Below are 17,878 nucleotides of genomic sequence, written 5' to 3'. Positions count from 1 at the left end.
GCCGGGAAGGCCCGGGTGGGGGTTATCCGGGCGAAGGGGGAATGGCGAGTGGATTCGCACCGCGCGGAGGTGCGCATTGTGCGCACATTGTGGCCGAGTTGCGGTTCTTAATTTGCGAAAAGATTCCGTAAGTGGCTGAACACGCCGTGTAGTGTTCAGTCGACCGCGGCGGGGGCTGCTCCACGGAAAGCCTCACGCTTCACGGGGAAGCCCCGCGGGGGAAGGGGGATCTGTGGAGACGACGTTCGCGGCCGCGTTGCAGACGCGGCGCCAGGCCGAAGGTCTCTCCCTCCGCGAGCTCTCCGCCCTCGTACGGTACAGCGCGGGGTGGTTGAGCCGCGTCGCGCGCGGCCAGGGCACCCCGACGCTGGCGCTGGCGCGGGCCTGTGACGAGGCGTTGGGCGCCGGCGGCGTGCTGGTGGCGCGGGCCGAACTGACGGGCGGGGCACGGCCGGAGCAGCTTCCGGCGCCGGTGTCCGCCTTCGTGGGACGGGCCGGGACGCTCGCGGACCTCGACGCGGAGCTGGCGCGGGCGCGCGCCGAGGGGGCGGCCCTGACGGTCGCCGTCGACGGGCCGCCCGGGGTCGGAAAGTCGGCCGTGGCCCTGCACTGGGCCCACCGCGTCGCCGCCCAATTCCCCGAAGGCGTTCTGTACGCCGATTTACGCGGCCATTCCCCGCGCGGCCCCGCGGCCGACCCGAACGCGGTCCTCGACGCCTTTCTGCGGGCCCTCGGCCAGGGGACCCCGCCCGATTCCGTGGAGGCGCGGGCGGCGCTGTTCCGGACGGCGGTGGCGCAGCGGCCGGGGCCCGTGCTCGTGGTGCTGGACAACGCGGTGGACACCGCGCAGATCAGGCACCTGCTGCCGGGAGCGGCCGGCTGCGCGGTGGTCGTGACCAGCCGTCGCCGGCTGACCGGCCTGTCCATGACGACGGGCGCGCGGCGGGTCTCGCTGGCCCCCCTGAGCTGCCGGGAGTCCCTGGACCTCCTGCGGGCCGTGCTGGGGCACGCGCGCGTGGAGGCGGAGCGGCCGGCGGCCCGGGCGGTCGTCCGGCACTGCGGCCGACTGCCCCTGGCGCTGCGCGTCACCGCCGAGCGGCTGGCGAGCCATCCGCACCGGCCGCTGTCGCACGCGGTGGAGGAGTGGGAGGACGGCGGTCTCGACGTGCTGGCGGACCACGACGACGCGGGCCTCTCGGTCAGGGGCTCGTTCGACCGTTCGTACGACGAGCTGGATCCCGAAGTCGCGCGTACGTTCCGGCTGTTGGGTCTGATGCCGGTGGCGCCGGTCGGTACGGCCGCGGTGGCCGCGCTGACCGGTACGCCGCTCGCTCGGACCCGGCGGCACCTGGACGACCTGGTCGCTCGGCACCTGCTGGAGGAGACCGGCGTCCACCGCTACGAGATCCACGACCTGTTGCGCGCGTACGCGCGTGAGCGCGCCGCGGCGGAGGAGACGGCGGGCGAACGGCACGCGTGTGCGGCGCGGTTGACGTCCTGGTACCTGCACGGCGCCGATCCGGCCGGGGCCCCGGCCGGGTGCCCGGGGGCGGACGGCGGCGGGGCAGGCTGACCATGTACGGCGATCCCACCCGGCTCGCGGGAGCAGCCGGGCCCCGCGTCGGAGCGCAATGTTCCGAAGGCCCCACTTCGGCGGGTGACCCGCGTGCGCGTCCCCTGTCGTGCCCGGTGTTGCGCAACAGGGCAACACTGGCGCGCGCCCGTTCCGTCCAGAAGAGTAAGGATGCGCCCGCCACCGAGCCGGTCGGCGCAGCCGGAGGGCCGACCGGTCCGCCACTCGCCCGGAGCCTCGCCCGGCTCGCGGTGCGCCCACCCCACGTGCCGTGCCGGACGAGCCCGCCGCCGGCCTGTTCTCACCACCCCTTTCCCTCGGAGCCCCCCACCATGACGAGCGCCGGGCACTGTGCCCCGACCGCCGGACACCGCGCCGCGACCGCGGGGCTGACCCGCCCGATCCCCCGTGCCCGCCATGCGGCCCCCGTGGCCCCGGCGTCGCGCGACGCGCGCCCCGGGTCCCGTACCGCGCCGGCCGTGTCCCGTACCCCCCGTACAGCCGCCGTGTGCGCCGCCCGGGCCGGTGGCACCGGCGTGGCGAGGGGCTGACCATGGCGGAAGGCGACTGGCGCCCGGTGATGCATCCCGCGGGCTCCGACAACGAGTTGAGGGTGGCGCTGGAGGATGTGGCGCTCGGCCGGTGGATGGCCATGCGGACGCTGCTCGCGCAGACGGACACCTCACGCTCCTGGGCGGCCTGGACGTACCGCAGCCAGGTCTTCGCCGCGTCCGCCGCCGGCACGGACGTCGTGGAGGCCTGGGCGGACGACGAACCCGGCGCCACCGCCACGGTGATGCTCGCCCGCGTCGCGTCGGAACGGGCGCTCCGGGCCTTCCGCGGCCGGCACCCGAACGCGGACACCCTGTGGCACACGGCCCTCGGCGCCTGCCGGACCGCCGTGCACGCGGCGCTGGACAACCCCGTGCCCTGGACCTGTTTCCTGGCCCTGGCCGTCATAGACGAGGACCAACAGGCGGGCGAGCACCGGGTGAAGGCCTCGGACCCCATGCTGCCGGCCGGGCCCTGGGGGCTGTTGCGGCGGGCGGACGCCCTGGACCCGTACAACCGCGAGGCGTACCACCGGATGCTCCAGTACTGGCTCAGCCGGCCCGACGCCTCGGCGATCAGCCACGCGGACGGGTACGCGCGCTGGGTGCTGAGCCGGGCCGAGCAGCCCGCCGCGGCGGCGCTGTTGATGCTGCCGGTGTACGTACGCGTCGAGCGGTGGCTGCGGCTTCCCAGGGAAGCGCTCGACATGCACTGGCTGAACAGCTACGCGATCCAGGACGCGCTGTCGGCGTTCCACGGATGGTTCGCCCTCAGTACGGAGGCGGAGCGTTCCGTACAGGACCTCAACTACCTCGCGCACGCCTTGTGGGCCGGACAGCAGTACAAGGAGGCGGGGGCCGTGTTCCAGGCGATGGGGCGTCACATCACGCCGCGTCCCTGGCAGTTCCGGCTGCCCGACCCCGCCGACAAGGACGCGCTCGTCGACCACATCGCGCGCTGCCGCAGCCAGTGCCTGAGTGTCGCCGAGGCGGGCGCGCGGACGAGCCAGCCGCGGTTCGGCAGACACCGGCAGCGGCCGGCGACCTGACCGCGCCCGCCCGTCCCGTACGTCATCCGGTCCGTTGCACCCCCCAGTCAGTCACACCCCCCGATCCCCCACCACCACGGCAGAAGGACGACCGTTGTCTTCCTCGACAGGCACCTCACCCACCGGCTCCCCCACCGGCGGCCCCGCCCCGAGCGGCGCCTTCGGGCTCGGGGACCGCACCGACACACCGGACGCGCAGCGCCTCAAGGAGCTGGGCTACCAGCCCGTCCTGGCCCGGCGCATGGGCCCGTTCGGGAACTTCGCCATCAGCTTCAGCGTCATCTCGGTGTTGACCGGATGCATGACCCTCTACGGATACGGCATGGGCCACGGCGGCCCGGCCGTCATGATGTGGGGCTGGGTCGGCGCCGGCGCCATGGTCCTGGTCATCGGGATGGCCCTGGCCGAGGTGACCAGCGCGTACCCGACCTCCGGAGCCATGTACTACATGGCCCGCATCCTCGGCGGCCCGCGCTGGGGCTACTACACCGGGTGGATCAACCTGCTCGGCATGCTGGGCGGCCTGGCCGGCAGCGGCTACGGCGCGGCGGCCTTCCTCGGGGCGCTGCTCAGCCTCCAGACGGACTACGAACCCACGCCCGGTTCCACGCTGTTGATCCTCGCGGTCATCCTGATAGTCGTCGCGGCGATCAACCTGTGCGGGGTGCGGATCGCCGCGTTCTTCAACGACCTCAGCGTGTGGTGGCACCTCGTGGGCATCGTGACGATCGTCGGCACACTGTGGATCCTGCCCGACAGCCACCAGTCGCCGAGCTTCGTGTTCGGGAAGTTCGTCAACGACACCGGCTTCTCCAACCCGTTGTACGTGTGCGCGCTCGGCCTACTCCTGACCATGTACACCTTCACCGGGTACGACGCCTCCGCGCACCTGTCGGAGGAGACCACCCAGGCCGCCGTCTCCGCGCCGCGCGGCATCATCAAGTCCATCGTGTGGTCGTGGATCGGCGGGTTCATCCTGCTGGCCGGCCTCACGTTCGCCATCCAGGACTACGCGACCACCCAGGCGACCAAGACCGGGGTGCCGCCCGCCCAGATCCTCATCGACGCGCTCGGCACGGACGGGGCGACGCTGATGCTGCTCCTGGTGATCGGCGCGATGTTCTTCTGCACGATCGCGGTGACCACGTCGGGCTCCCGGATGGTCTTCGCCGTCAGCCGTGACGGCGAACTGCCCTTCTCGCACCTCTGGCGCCGCATCAGCCCGCGCACCCTGGTGCCGTACTGGGCCGTGTGCATGACGGTCGTCGCGGCCTTCGCGCTGACCCTGCCGTCGCTGTGGTCGACCACCGCGTACGGCGCCATCACGGCGATCAGCGTCGTCGGGATCACGCCGGTGTACATCATCCCGGTGTTCCTCAAGCTGATCCGCCCGGAGCGGTTCACGCCCGGGCCGTGGAACCTGGGCCGCTGGAGCGACCTGGTGGGCTGGACGGCGGTGATCTGGGTGACCCTCTGCACGATCCTGTTCTGCCTGCCGCAGAGCTATCCCGTCACCATCGACACGATGAACTACGCCGTGGTGACGCTGGCGGGCGCGCTGTTGCTGGCGACGGCGTACTGGCCCGTCGCGCGGCGGGCGGGCGAGACACGTACGCACGCCAACTCGCCCCGTGACATGCAGCAGATGGAGGACATCGTCTGACGCGGGACGGCGCCTCGGGACGAGGCCGCGCTGTCGGAGGGGCCGGGCGTCGTGGGCGCGCGGCCCCTCCGCGCGTTCCCTCCGCGCGTTCCCGACCGGTTCGGCGGCCCGGCACGGCCGCTGGTCCACCGGCTCGCCGGGCCGATCGGGGCGTTGTCAGACCCCCCGCCTAACGTGGTGATCAGTTCGAGAACCAGAAGGTCGGGGAGGGGTCCTGCCATGGGTTGGATCGAAACGGCGGGCGGGTATGCCGTCTCGCTGGAAGGCACGCGGGTGCTGTGCCGCAATGCCGCCGGCAGGGCGCTGAAGCAGGTGCCGCCGAAGCTGAAGGACGACGTCGAGGTCGTCAGGCTGCGGCAGTTGGCCGAGTGGCTGGCGCGGCACGAGGGCGAGTGCCGGGAGCAGGTCGACGCCTGGCTGGTGCGGTCGCTGCCGGTGCCGGTCGCGCTGCTGGCGCGGGTATGGCCGGACACGGCGTGGCAGGCGGCGCTGCGCGACCTGGTGGTGGCGCCGGTGGCGGGGGACGGCTCGGCGGACACCGCGCGCGCCGGGTTCCTGCGGGACGCCGACCCGGTGAAGGGGCTGGGGATCGTGGATCTCGACGGGGACTCGGTGTGGCTGGCGCCGGCCGAGGTGCCGTCGGTGCTGATCCCGCATCCGGTGCTGCTCGAGGACCTGGCGGAGCTGCGGGAGTTCGCGGCGGAGCTGAAGGTCGAGCAGGGGGTGGAGCAGTTGTTCCGCGAGGTGTGGCAGCGGCCGGAGGGGGTCGTGGGGGCGGCCGGCACGGACACGGGCTGGAGCGCGTACGCGAACGGGAAGTTCGCGCAGCTGCGGCACGCCACCGGGCGGGCGCTGACGCTCGGTTACCGGGTGCGGGGCGGTCAGGCGTTGTGCCGGCTGGTCGAGGACGGGCGGCAGTTGGAGGCGGCGTACTGGCTGGGGGGCGACTACCCGGACGCGGAGGCGCGGACGGGCGCGCTGGAGTGGCGGGACGGTACGGGGCGGCGGCTGCCGCTCGGTGAGGTGGGCCCGGTCGCCTGGTCCGAGGGCGAGCGGATGGCCGCGCTGGTGTTCGCGGGCCGTGTGGTCGAGAGCGAAGAGGAGGGGGCGCTGTGAACGGGGGTGCTGTGGGCGGGGTTGTCGTGCCTGAGGGTGCTGTGAGTGGGGGCGTTGTGAGCGAGGGGCGGCTGCTGGGGGCGGGGCTGTCGGCGGCGGATCTGCTGGGCGCCGGGGCGGTGCTGCCGCTGGGCGCGGAGGAGGGGGCCGCGCCGGGCGACGTGCTGACGGCGCGGGCGTACGGCCATCCGGTGCTCGACGGGCGCACGGTGGTGCGGCTGGTCCCCGGTGCGATCGGGGCCGCCGAGGACCTCTCCGTGGAGTATCTGGGCTTCGCCGCGGAGGAGGTCGCCGAGGTCGGCCGGGTGAAGCGGCAGTCCCTGGGCTTCCCGGCGTGGGCGCTGGTCAACGACCCGGGCAACGGGCACCACGCGCTCGCCGTGGTCAAGGAGATGGAGCGGCTCGCGCGGCTCGTCGCCACCAAGCCCGGCCTGGCGAAGGAGGGGTTCGACGAGATCGGGGAGCGCCTCGACCGTTCCGTACCGCACTTCCTGCCCACCTTCTACGAACAGGTCGCGCGGCTCTTCCTGGCCGTGGAGTCCACGGCGCAGGCGGCGACGTTCTTCGGGAAGGCCAGGACGGCCGAGCAGCGGTACGCGCTGGCGGTGGACGAGGCGCGGCTGCGGGAGGTCTTCCTGGAGTTCGCCGCGGCGGGCGCGCTCAGCGCCAAGGCGCTGCGGGAGCACGCGAGGGGGCTCGCGGTGCGGCTGTCGCCCGCGGAGGCGTACGAGCAGTTCAAGACCCTTTCCCTGGAGCGGTGCGCGGCCGGGCTCGCCCCGTACGCGGGCATGCTGGAGGATCTGCGGCGCCTGTCGAAGGGAGCCGGGCTCGACGCGCGCGCCGAGGAGCGGTCCCTGCTGGCGGAGATCATCCACACGGGGGCGATGAGCCGCGCGGCGGCGAGCTTCTGGCAAACGGCCCTGGCGTCGCTGTCGGACGTGGCGACGGAGGACCTGACCGTGCGGGAGCGGCTGTTGTCGCTGATGCCGGCCCCGGGTGGCGGCGCCGAGGTGGGCTTCGACGAGGCGTGGTTGGCCCTGCTGGAGCGGTGCGGGGCGGTGGACCTGCTGCTGGACGGCACGGTCCCGGCGGCGGGCTGGCTGACGTCCTGGGCGGCGCACCGGCAGCGTGGCTGGGGGCAGACCCCGCGGCTCGCCGCCGAACTGACCCTGGTGGAGCGGCTGGTGGACCGGCTGGTCGCCGACGCGGTGCCGGTGCGGCTGGGCAGCGGGACCGGCTGGCGGACCGGGGTGGACCTGGACCTGCTGGACGCCTGTGTCGCCTGGGGCGTGCCCATCGAGGATCTCTCCGGCGAGGGGCGGGAGGTGCACCTGGGCGCTTGGCTGTCCGACGAGCGGGAGGGCCGCAGGGACCTGGTGGCGGTGACCTCGGAGCCGCGCTTCGCCCGGGCGCTGCGTGCGGCCGTGGAGCAGGAGGCCGGCCGTGGCAACGCGCCGGAGCTGCTCGAATCGATGGCCCGTCACCCCGCGCTGCGCACGGTGCTCGCGGGCTGGCTGGAGGAGCGGGCCGACGACCTGGCCCGGCCGTTCGGGATGCCCGAGCTGAACGACAGGCTGAACCAGTTGGCGCGCTTCTCGTCGCCGTCCGTGCTGGCCACCGCGCCCGGGGCGGTCCGGCGGATCACCGCGGTGTCCCCCGCCCCGGCCCTGGCGCGGACCCTGCGCGCCGGGATCCTCGACGAGCTGGGTCATCAGGGGCTGGAGGAGGCCCTGCCGCACCTGGGGAAGTCGCCCAGGAACGGGGCCCCGGCGGGCAGGGCCAAGCAGGGCGCCGACGAGCCGTACCGGCTGACGGACGCCTGGCCGGCGCTGGTCGTGCGGGTCGGCCTCCAGGTGGCGGCGGCCGGGCCGGACCAGGTGCTCGACCGGCGGACGCTGACGCTGCCCGCGGTCTCGAAGACCACGTGGGACACGACGCACGTCGCGTATGTGGACGGTCAGTGGCTCGTCGTCAACGGATGGGGTGACGACCGGCGCGGTGTGTGGTCGGGCCGTCCCACCGAGGTGTTCAAGCCCCAGGGCGAGATCCACGGACAGGGCAACGGCGGCGGTGTGCCCTCGCTCCCCCTGCCCGGCGGGGGCCGCTGCTACGGCGGGCGGCCGGTCCACCCGGGCGACATCTCGTTCGCGGACGAGCGCAGGCCGGTCGCCTCCGACGGCATCTCCGTCTGGGTCCTGCACGAGGACCAGTGGTGGGAGTACGACCCGGCGTCGGCCCGCCGGGGCCGCGTCTCCGTGCCCGCCTTCTTCGCGTCGGCGCTGACCGGCGACGCCGTCCGGCTGCGGGAGAGGGCCTGCCGGCTGCTTCCGGTGCGCCCCGGCCTGGAGTCCTCCCCGTTCGGGACGAAGGACGGGCTGCTGGGCTGGTACGTGACGCACGACCCGGACGCGAAGACGCTCACGGCCTGTTCGGTGGACGGCACCCGCGGGCCGGCCGTCCCCGAGGACTCCGGGGTGCCGCTGCCGCCGATGCGGCTGCCCGGCGGAGCCATCCTGCACCCGCGCGAGACGCCCGCGTACGGCGGCGCGCAGATCGACCTGTACGACGGCGAGGGGATCCATGTCGCCCGGCACACCGCGGGCGGCTCGGAGGGGACGTACGGCGCGGGCACGCGGCTCGTCCCGCCGACGTCGCACTGGCACGCGCTGCGGCCCCGCGACGAGCGGGGTTCGGCGGCGCTGCGCACGGTCACCGACGCGGACGCGGAGGCGCTGCTGTCGGCCGTCGCCGGTGGTGCGGAACCGGTGGACGCGGTGCGCGCGCTGCTGCCCGGGGTCACCCACCCCGGGCTGGTGGCGGGGGTGGCCGGCCTGGTGAAGGAGTCGGCCCGCCACGCGGAGCGTCTCGCGCGGCTCGCCGAGCGGTCGGAGCGGGGTCCCGGGGAGTCGGAGGCGGACGGTCCCGCGGTGCGGCACGCGTACGACCAGGTGCTGGGGGAGGCGTTCGAGGGACTCGCGCCCAACGGGTACCACTTCGGGTACCGGCGCACGTCCCCGGGGACGACGGCGACCTTCGACCAGATCGCGCAGGTGGCGGGGCTGCTCGCGGCGGACGGGGTGCCGGGGCTGCCCGAGGCCGCGCCCGGGAGCAACAGTTGGGTGCCGCTGTACGGATCGACGCTGGTGGCCCTGGCGGTCCGCGCCGCCCTGCCGGTGACGTCGGAGCCGCGCCGCGAGGCCCTGTTGGAGTTCCTCGACGCGGCGCTGGCGGTGCGGGCGGGGGCGGAGGCCGGCGCGGGTCCCGGGGAGGCCGGTGAGGACGACGGTGCGGCGATCATGGTCGACCCGCGGGGGCGGCTGCGGATCGTGGAGCTGCGGATGCCGGTCGGCCCCGAGGAGGAAGCGGACGAGGACGAGGAGGCGGAGGAGGCCGACGAGCGGGTGCGCGGCGAGGTGCGGCACGCGGGCGCGCGGCGGCTGTTGATCGTCGGCTGCTCGCGGGCCGACGAGAAGGAGGAGTACTGGCAGTGCCTGGAGTACGACCCGGCCGGCGTCTTCGGGGCCTGGGAGGGCACCACCGTCACGGGATCCCAGGTGCTGGGCGCGGCGGACGACCCGGTGCGGGCTCCGGCGGTGCGCCGCCTGGTGGAGTCGGTTCGTGAGCGTGGTCCGCTGCCGTACCGTCCCGAGCTGGGCGTGGAGTTCGCGGAGCGCGTGGGGATCACGCCGACGGCGGGCGTGCTGTTCCAGCTCGGCTGCCCGGGCCTGAACCACTACGGGGGTGACCAGGTGCCGGCCGAATTCCTGGAACCGCTGGACGTGAAGAAGCCCGAACTGGACTGGGCCGTGTCCCTGTTGCGCGCGCTGGGCACCGAGCAGCGGCGGTCCCTCACCGCCCTGCTGCTGCCTGCCGATCCGGAGCGGGTGGCCGACCTGTGGACCGCCGGGTTCCCGGCGGAGCCGCTGGTGGGCGAGTGGGTCGCGGCGCGCGGCAAGCGGCGGGTCCTGCCGCCTTCGGTGATCCGCGCGGTGTCGGCGGAGTTGCGCGCGAGCCAGGCGGTCGACGCCGTGCTCAACCCGGCGTGGCAGGCGGAGCTGACGGGCCGTACGGAACAGCGCCTGGTGGAGGGCCGGTTGGAGCCGGCCGACGCGACGCGGCTGCTCACCGGGAGCACGCTGGGCAACTGGGTCGAGGCCCTGCGCTGGCTCGCGTACCGGCTCCCGTTCGGTGATCCGCTGCGGGCGGTGCTCCCCCAGACGGTGCTCCGGCTGCGGGAAAGGCTGGCGGACCCGGGCCTGCTGATGGACCTGGGCGTCGACCGGGACTTCGCCTACGACCCGGTGGCGCCGCGCCTGCGGGAGGCGTACGGGCTGGCGCCCAAGCGGGCGGCGGGCGACGCCGAGTTCTTCGAGCTGTCGGCCGCGCTGGTCCTGACGCCGACACGGTGGCGGACGGAGAGCGACGAGATCTGGGTGCGGCCCTCGGCGGTCCTGCCCGAGCCGGGGGTCGACGGCGGGGGCGGCGGCGGGCCCGACCACCCGGACCTCACGCTCCTGGTGGCCACGGCGGGGAAGGGGTCCGCGCTGGAGGCGCTGCGGGCCGTCCTGAGCGACGAGTTCCTGGCGCTGGTCTCGGCGGACGGCCCGGCCGGCCCCGCGCAGGACCCGCGGTCGAGCGTGCCGGGGCTGGTGGCCGAGGTGGCGGAGCGGTCCGGGATGTCCGAGGACGCGTCCGCGCTCTACCTGATGCTGCTGGCGCTGCCCGACCCGACCGACCGCAACCAGGCCGCGTGGACGGGGTGGAAGCCGGCCCGGCTGAAGAAGGCGCGGGCCGAACTGACCGCCACGGAGCGGGTGGTGGAGGGCAGGCGCGCCCGCGCGGGGCGCACGCTGTTCCTGCCCGGCGGCTGGCTGGAGGAGAAGGACGCGCCCCGGCTGCCCGTGGAGAGCTGGAAGACGGCGCTGCTGCCGCGCGACAGGCCGGGCTTCGTGGTGCCGGACCTGCCGGTGCCCGCGTTGTTCGAGGCCGCGTGGCGGCGGGTGGACGGCGGCGACCTGCCGGCGTTCGAGGAGTTCAAGGGCCGTGGCGCCCGGGGAGGCAGACGATGAGGGAACAGACCGTGCCGGCGCCGGAGGCGGGCGGCGGCGCCCGGCAGGTGGAGCTGCCGGAGGACCGCTTCGCGGCGGAGCTGGCGTTCCTGGCGTCGTACGACGAAGGGCCGCGTCCGCCCGGCTGGCGGCTGACGCCCCGCGCGGTGGTGCTGTTCGTCTGCGGCACGGACGGCGTGCCGCTCACGGCGCCGGACGGCGGGAAGCTGGCGGTGTCACGGAAGTTCGTGGGCGACCGCTCACTGGTGGAGCGGTGTGTGGTGACGCTGGCGGGCGAGCGCGGGCTGCTCCTCGTGGGCGAGCCCGGTACGGCCAAGTCGATGCTCTCCGAGCTGCTGGCGGCGGCCGTGTGCGGCACGAGCACGCTCACCGTGCAGGGCACCGCGGGCACCACGGAGGACCAGCTGCGGTACGGCTGGAACTACGCGATGCTCCTCGCCAAGGGCCCGAGCCGGGACGCGCTGGTGCCCTCCCCCGTCCTGCGGGCCATGACCCGGGGCGCGGTGGCCCGGATCGAGGAGGTCACGCGCTGCCTGCCCGAGGTGCAGGACGCGCTGGTCTCGCTGCTCTCCGAACGCCGCATGTCCGTGCCCGAACTGGCCGGCGGGGAGGACGGGGACAGCACGGTGCACGCGGCGCCCGGCTTCACGTTGATCGCCACGGCCAACCTGCGCGACAAGGGGGTCTCGGAGATGTCCGCCGCGCTGAAACGGCGGTTCAACTTCGAGACGGTGGGCCCGATCGACGACCTGGACGCGGAGACGGCCCTGGTACGCGGCCAGGCGACGGCGGCGCTGGCGCGGAGCGGGGCGGGGTTCTCGGTGGACGACACCGTGCTCGAAGCCCTGATCACGGCGTTCCGGGACCTGCGGACCGGGCGGAGCGCGGAGGGCTGGGAGATCGAGCGCCCCTCGACGGTGATGTCGACGGCGGAGGCGGTGCAGGTGGCGACGGCGATGGGCCTGGGGGCGGCGTATCTGGGCGACGGCCGGGACATCCTGCGCACGCTCCCCGGCCACCTGCTCGGCACGGTCCGGAAGGACGACCCGGCGGACCACGCGCGACTGCTGGGCTACTGGGACGGCCCGATCCGCCGCCGCGCGGAAACGGGTGCCCCGCTGTGGCGGACGCTGTGGGAGCTGCGCGATGAACTCGGGTGAGGACGAGCTGGGGCCGCTCGGCGAGGCGGGGGTGCCCGGGGAGGCTTTGGAACGGCTGGCCGGGTGCGGGGAGCCGTATCTGATCGGGGTACGGCACCACTCCCCCGCGTTGGCGGCGGCCGTGCCCGCGATGCTGACGCGCGCGGCGCCGGAGGTGCTGTTCGTGGAACTGCCGGAGGAGTTCGCGCCCTGGCTGCCGTATCTCGCCGACCCGGCGACGGTCCCCCCGGTGGCCCTGGCGGGCGGCCGGGCCGACGGGACGGGCGGCGGGTTGGTGTTCCTGCCGTTCGCGGAGTTCTCCCCCGAACTGGCCGCGATCCGCTGGGCGCGGGAGGCGGGGGTGGAGGTCGTCGCGTTCGACCTGCCGCTGGGGGCGCGGGGTACTGGCGGCGGCCCGGACGGGGGCGGCCCGGAGCTTGGTGGACCCGACAGCGGTGGCCCGGGCGGGGAGGGCCGGGGTGAGTGGGTGGCTCCGGGGGACGCGGAGGCGGGGCCGAACGGTGACGGTCACGGTGGGGCGTTGACCGCCGCGTTGCGGGCGCGGGCCGGCGGGCGGGCCGGGGACGATCTGTGGGACCGGCTGGTCGAGACCATGGCCCCGGGCTCGGGGCCGGAAGCCCTGCGGCGGGCCGCGCTGCTGGTGGGGTGGGCCCTGCGGGCGGACGCGGGTGCGGTCGACCCGTACGACCTCCGCCGGGAGGCGAACATGCGCCGCCGCCTGGCCGAACGGGCCGGCCGCCGCACGGCGGCGGTCATCGGGGCCTTCCACGCGCCCGCGCTGGTGCCGGAAGGCCCGAAGGGGGCGGGGTTCCCCGCGCGGCGGTCGGCGGAGGCCGACGTGTCGCGCCCGGCGGGGGGCGACGCGGCGCCCGGCCCGGGGAGCGATTCCCCGCGCGGGGCGCGGAGTGACGACGTGGTGACCTCGCTCGTGCCGTACTCGTACGCCCTGTTGGACGAGCGGTCCGGGTATCCCGCGGGGATCAGGGACCCGGAGTGGCAGCGCGGGGTGCACCTCGCCGCGGGCGATCCCGCGCCGCTGGACGACCTGTTGACGGCGACCGCGGTCCGGATCTGCGTGGCGGTGCGGGACGGCGGGCACCCCAGCGGCCCCGCCGACGCCCGTGAGGTCGTCCGCGTCGCCCGGGACCTCGCCGCGCTGCGCGGGCTTCCCGCCGCCGGGCGGGGCGAGCTGGTCGAGGCGGCGCAGACCGTGCTCACCCAGGGGCAGTTGTACGGGCGGGGCCGGGTCGTGGCCGCCGCGATGGAGAAGGTGCTGGTCGGTGACAGGCGGGGACGGCTCGCGCCGGGGACGCCGCGTTCGGGGCTCGGTCCGTCCGTCGAGACGCTCCTCGGCGGACTGTCCCTGCCCACGCCGGCCGCTCCTGACCGCCGGGAACTGCGGCTGGACGCGCACCGCGGCGACCTGGACCGGCGCCGCGAGGTGGCCCTGCGCCGGCTGGCGGCCTGCCGCGTGCCGTACGGGGAGGAGGCCGGGGTCGCGGGGGTGGGCGACGCGGGCCCGTTGACGACGCGGTGGACGGTGTCCTGGACGCCGTCGACGGCCGCGATGCTCGACGTGACCGGTGTGCGGGGGGTGACGCTGGAGCAGGCCGCAGAGGGGACGCTGCGGCAGCGGCGGGCGCGGGAGCGCCTGCTCGGCGGCCCGACCGCCCCGGAGGTGCTGGCCGGGTTGGAGGAGGCCGCGCGTTGCGGCCTCCCGGGGCTCGCGGCGGAACGCCTCGCGGAGACCGCCGAGTCGCTGCCCGCGTCCGGGACCCTGCCCGAACTGCTCGACGGGCTCTCGCTGTTGGACCGGATCAGGTCGGGCCATCTGCCGGGACTGCCGGCCGGATGGGAGGGGGCCGCGCTGACGGAGGCGTACGACGATCTCACCGCCGCCGGGGTGCGCGCGCTGGACGGGCTCGCGGGGTCCACCGACGCGGAGGACGCGCGGGCGCTGGTCTCCCTGGCGGGCCGGGCCGCGGCGGCGCTCGGTGGCGGTCTGCGGCTGGATGCCGCGTTGGTACGGCTGGAGGCCGACGCGACCCCGCTGATCCGGGGCGCGGCGGGCGTGGCCCGGGTGCTGCTGGGGCGCGGGGACGCGGCGGAGTTCGGCGTCCGGGTGGCGTCACGGGTGGACGGCGCGACCACGACCGCGCTCCGCACGGAGTTGGGCGGCTTCCTGCGCGGGGCGCTGCTCGCGGCGGGGGCGCTGATGGAGACGGGGCCCGCCCTGGACCCCCTGATCGAGCGGGTCGAGGCACTGCCGGACCGGGACTTCCTGGACCGGCTGCCCGCCCTGCGCGCGGGCTTCGACACGCTCTCCCCGGCGGCGAGGAGCCGCCTCCTGGCCACGGTGGAGGACCGCACAGGCCTCGCGGCGGGCACGTTGCCGGGACCGATGACGGACCCGGTGGCGCTGGCGCTGCTGGCGTCGGCGGACCTGGCGGGCCGCGAGGCCCTGACCGCGAGGGGTCTGCTCGGGCCGACGGGCGCGGGCGGCGCTCGCCCGGGCGCCGAAGCGCGGCCGGGCGGGACGGGGGTCGTCGCGGCCGACGCTACGGTCGCGGCACGGGGCCCGGAGGAAGGAAAGCCCACGACCGGGAGCGGGCTGGTCGGGACCGGTCCCGGAGCGGAGGCAGTCAAGGCCGTCGGGGGCGGGCTCGGTGGCGGTGGTCCGGAAGAGGGCGGCGGGGCGGTGCTCACGGCCGGGGAGCGGTGGCGGCTGTTGTTGGGGCGGGGGCGGGAGTTGCGGGGCGGGGCCGGGCGTATCGCCGCCGCCCTGGACGAGTTGTACGGGGCCGGGCGCGGTGAGGGCTCTCGTGGTGAGGAGGGGCGGGGCGGTTCGCGGGGCGGGGACGGGGCGCCGTACCCGGATGTGCGGACCTGGGCGGAGGAGTTGACCGCGCTGTTCGGTCCCGGCGTCCGCGAGGAGGTGCTCGCGGCCGCCGCCGACGCGGGGCGGATCGACGCCGCCATGGAGCTGGACCCCGGCGCGGCCCGCCCCTCCGTGGAGCTGCTGCGGACGGTCCTGTCGTACGCGGGCGGCCTCCCCGAACACCAACTGGCCCGGCTGCGCCCCCTGGTGGCGCGGCTGGTGGCCGAGTTGACCGAGGCGCTCGCCAACCGGCTGCGCCCCGCGCTCACCGGCCTCTCCCATCCGCGCCCCACCCGACGCCCGGGCGGTCCGCTGGACCTGGCCAGGACCATCCGGGCCAACCTGGCGACGGCGCGCCGCGACCCGGACACGGGGGCGACGACCGTGCTGCCGGAGCGCCCCGTGTTCCGTACCCGTGCGCGCAGGACGGCCGACTGGCGGCTCGTCCTCGTCGTGGACGTGTCCGGGTCGATGGAGGCCTCGACGGTCTGGGCCGCGCTGACCGCCGCCGTGCTGGCGGGGGTGCCCGCGGTGAGCACGCACTTCGTGGCGTTCTCCACCGAGGTCGTCGACCTCACCGACCAGGTGGACGACCCGTTGGGCCTGTTGCTGGAGGTGAGCGTCGGCGGCGGCACGAACATCGCGCTGGGCCTGCGCCACGCCCGGCGGTTGGTGTCGGTGCCGTCCCGCACGCTGGTCGTCCTGATCAGCGACTTCGAGGAGGGCGGCCCGGTCTCGCCGCTCCTCGCGGAGGTACGGGCCCTGGTGGACGCCGGGTGTCATGTGCTCGGCTGCGCCTCGCTCGACGACGAGGGCAGGCCGCGCTATTCGACCGGGATCGCGGGCCAGTTGGTCGGGGCCGGCATGCCGGTCGCGGCGCTGAGCCCTCTGGAGCTGGCCCGCTGGGTCGGCGAACGCGTAGGAGGTGCGCGCCGATGACTCGTCCCGCCGCGGTACTGCCACCGGTGGCCGCCGACGTCGCGGCCGCCGCGCTCGACCTGCTGCCCGTACGGCTGCGCAAACGCGTCGACGGGGCGGTGGCGAAGGCGGCCGGCTGGCCGGTGGAGGCGACCGACGACGGCGTCCTGGTCCGGGTCGCCGAGGACACGGTGGTGACGCTGAGGGTCACGGCGGGGATCGTGGCCGACGCGGCGGACGCCGTGTGCGGCTGCCTGCTGGCGCCCGCCTGTCTGCATCGCGCGGCCGTCCTGTCGCGCGCACCCCTGGCGGCGGGGGCGGAGGCCGAAGCGGAAACGGCAGACGACAAGGCGACCGGGCCCGTGACGGTGACGGGTCAGGGCGACGCCGCCAGACCGGACGGGGGCGGTGAGAGGGGCGCCGTACCAGCGCCGACCGGCGACACCCCCACGGCCGGCGCCCCTGCCCAGGTCACGCCCGCGGCGCTCACCCCCGTGCAGTCGGCGGCCCTCGGGTCGCTGGGCGAGGCGGCGACGGCCGTGCTGGTCGCCGGGGTCACCGGGTCCGGCGCGGTGCACCGGGCCGAGCTGCTCCACGCGGCGCACTCCGCGCGGCTGGCGGGGCTGCACCGCCCCGCCGCCACCGCCGTGCGGATCGCGCGGCGGCTGGGCGAGGCGCGTTCCGACGACCCCGCGTTCCGGCTGTCCGATCTCTCCGCCGATCTGGTGGAGCTGCTGGATCTCGTACGGGGTTCGGCGGCGGCCCTTGCGCCCGCGCGCCGCGGTTACCGGCCCGAGGGGCCGCTGCGGCTGCACGGCCTGTTCACCGAGGCGATCGTGACCGCGTCCGGCTACGCGGGCGCCACCGTCTTCGCCCTGGCCCCCGACGGCACCCTCAGGACACTCTCCGACGTGGCTCCGGGCGGTCCGGAACGGGCACTCCAGGCATCGGGCTCCCCCGTGCCCGGCGGCTGCGCGCTGGGCCTGCGCGACCTGGGGGACGGCGGCGGGGTCATCCTCACCTCCCCGACCGTGTCCCCGGACGGCAGGATCGGCGGCGGCGGACAGGTGCGTTCCGTACGGGCGACGGGCGCGGGGTGGCACGAAGCGCCCCTGGCCGGGCTCTGGGAGCGGCCGCCCGCCGCCCAACTGGCCGCGGCCCTGCGCTGGTCGGCCGAACCGGCGGACGCCCGGGCGGCGGGCGGTGACCTGCTGTTCCTGGACGGTACGGTCACGGGCGCCGGGTTCGCCGTGACGGGCGGCCCGACCCTCCGCCTGGCCGCCCCGGACGAACGCCCCGAGCTCCCGTACGCCGACAACGTCCGCCTGCTGGCCTCCCGGCCGGGGTCGGCGCTGCGGCTGATCGCGCGGGCCGTGCCCGACCGCCCCGACCGGATACACGTCCTGGCCGCGTCCTGGGCGGGGCACGACCACAGGACCGTACGGGCGGATCTGGGCCTGCGCCTGCTGCACCGTTCGGACGTCGCGCCGGTACGGGACACACCGGCCGCGTCCGTCGCGGACGCCCCGCCGCCCGCGCTGCCGGTCGAACTGGACCTGCTGCGCCGAGCGGTGGAGCGCGGGGTCGCGGGCGGGCGGGCGGTGGCCGCCGCGGCGGGCGACGGGGAACTGCCGCGGCGGCTGCGGGCCGTGGGGCTCACCACCGGCGCGCAACGCGTCCAGGCACTCGCCGAGGCGGCGGCGGACCGGCGCCACGACGTGCTGGGCCGGCTGCTGCCCGCCGATCCCACGGGATTCGCGCGGGCGTGGCTGGCCGCGGCGGTCTACGCGTCGGCGGCGGCGGAATCACTGCTGCTCGCCGCCTGGACACCGGCGGAACCCGCCGCGAACTGATCGGCGCCCCCGATCGTCCTCAAGGAAGGGGAACACACGCCCGCGCCC

At 75.7% G+C, this 17,878-nt stretch carries 8 protein-coding genes; all 8 read left to right on the top strand.

The annotated features are described in order from the left end of the window. Window positions 1-232: 232 nt before the first annotated feature. The 8 genes from HA039_RS24090 to HA039_RS24055 all read left to right on the top strand — a co-directional run bounded on the left by HA039_RS24090 (window position 233) and on the right by HA039_RS24055 (window position 17,830). A complete protein-coding gene (locus HA039_RS24090) occupies window positions 233-1,573 on the top strand; it encodes a helix-turn-helix domain-containing protein (RefSeq protein ID WP_167033321.1) in 1,341 nt (446 codons plus the stop codon). A gap of 553 nt (window positions 1,574-2,126) precedes the next feature. Continuing rightward, entirely contained in the window at window positions 2,127-3,173 is a 1,047-nt protein-coding gene (locus HA039_RS24085) for a hypothetical protein (protein ID WP_167033319.1), read from the top strand. Window positions 3,174-3,384: 211 nt separating this feature from the next. Then, complete coding sequence (locus HA039_RS24080; protein WP_243870246.1) at window positions 3,385-4,836, top strand: amino acid permease; 1,452 nt, start codon at window positions 3,385-3,387, stop codon at window positions 4,834-4,836. 219 nt (window positions 4,837-5,055) lie between these two features. Further along, a complete protein-coding gene (locus HA039_RS24075; RefSeq protein ID WP_167033317.1) occupies window positions 5,056-5,952 on the top strand; it encodes a DUF4132 domain-containing protein in 897 nt (298 codons plus the stop codon). Window positions 5,953-6,008: 56 nt separating this feature from the next. After that, window positions 6,009-11,021 (top strand): hypothetical protein, encoded by a 5,013-nt coding sequence (locus HA039_RS24070; protein WP_167033315.1) that lies wholly within the window; start codon window positions 6,009-6,011, stop codon window positions 11,019-11,021. Then, a complete protein-coding gene (locus HA039_RS24065; protein WP_167033313.1) occupies window positions 11,018-12,181 on the top strand; it encodes an AAA family ATPase in 1,164 nt (387 codons plus the stop codon). Before HA039_RS24070 ends, HA039_RS24065 begins: the two co-directional genes overlap by 4 nt. Beyond that, window positions 12,168-15,998 (top strand): vWA domain-containing protein, encoded by a 3,831-nt coding sequence (locus HA039_RS24060; RefSeq protein ID WP_167033311.1) that lies wholly within the window; start codon window positions 12,168-12,170, stop codon window positions 15,996-15,998. The genes HA039_RS24065 and HA039_RS24060 overlap by 14 nt, the downstream gene beginning before the upstream one ends. Then, window positions 15,995-17,830 carry a hypothetical protein gene (locus HA039_RS24055; RefSeq protein ID WP_167033308.1) on the top strand — a complete coding sequence of 612 codons (1,836 nt, stop codon included), beginning with the start codon at window positions 15,995-15,997 and terminating at the stop codon, window positions 17,828-17,830. Before HA039_RS24060 ends, HA039_RS24055 begins: the two co-directional genes overlap by 4 nt. Window positions 17,831-17,878: the final 48 nt, after the last annotated feature.

The sequence above is a fragment of the Streptomyces liangshanensis genome (assembly GCF_011694815.1).
In the GTDB taxonomy this organism is placed as follows: Bacteria; Actinomycetota; Actinomycetes; order Streptomycetales; family Streptomycetaceae; genus Streptomyces; species Streptomyces liangshanensis.
The sequence above is the reverse complement of the archived record's forward strand: the minus strand, read 5'-3'. Positions and strand labels throughout refer to the sequence as shown.

Coding starts and splice junctions, on each gene's coding strand:
- HA039_RS24085 (WP_167033319.1), top strand. CDS start 2,127: ATGGCGGAAGGCGACTGGCGCCCGGTGATGCATCCCGCGGGCTCCGAC.
- HA039_RS24075 (WP_167033317.1), top strand. CDS start 5,056: ATGGGTTGGATCGAAACGGCGGGCGGGTATGCCGTCTCGCTGGAAGGC.
- HA039_RS24065 (WP_167033313.1), top strand. CDS start 11,018: ATGAGGGAACAGACCGTGCCGGCGCCGGAGGCGGGCGGCGGCGCCCGG.
- HA039_RS24060 (WP_167033311.1), top strand. CDS start 12,168: ATGAACTCGGGTGAGGACGAGCTGGGGCCGCTCGGCGAGGCGGGGGTG.
- HA039_RS24055 (WP_167033308.1), top strand. CDS start 15,995: ATGACTCGTCCCGCCGCGGTACTGCCACCGGTGGCCGCCGACGTCGCG.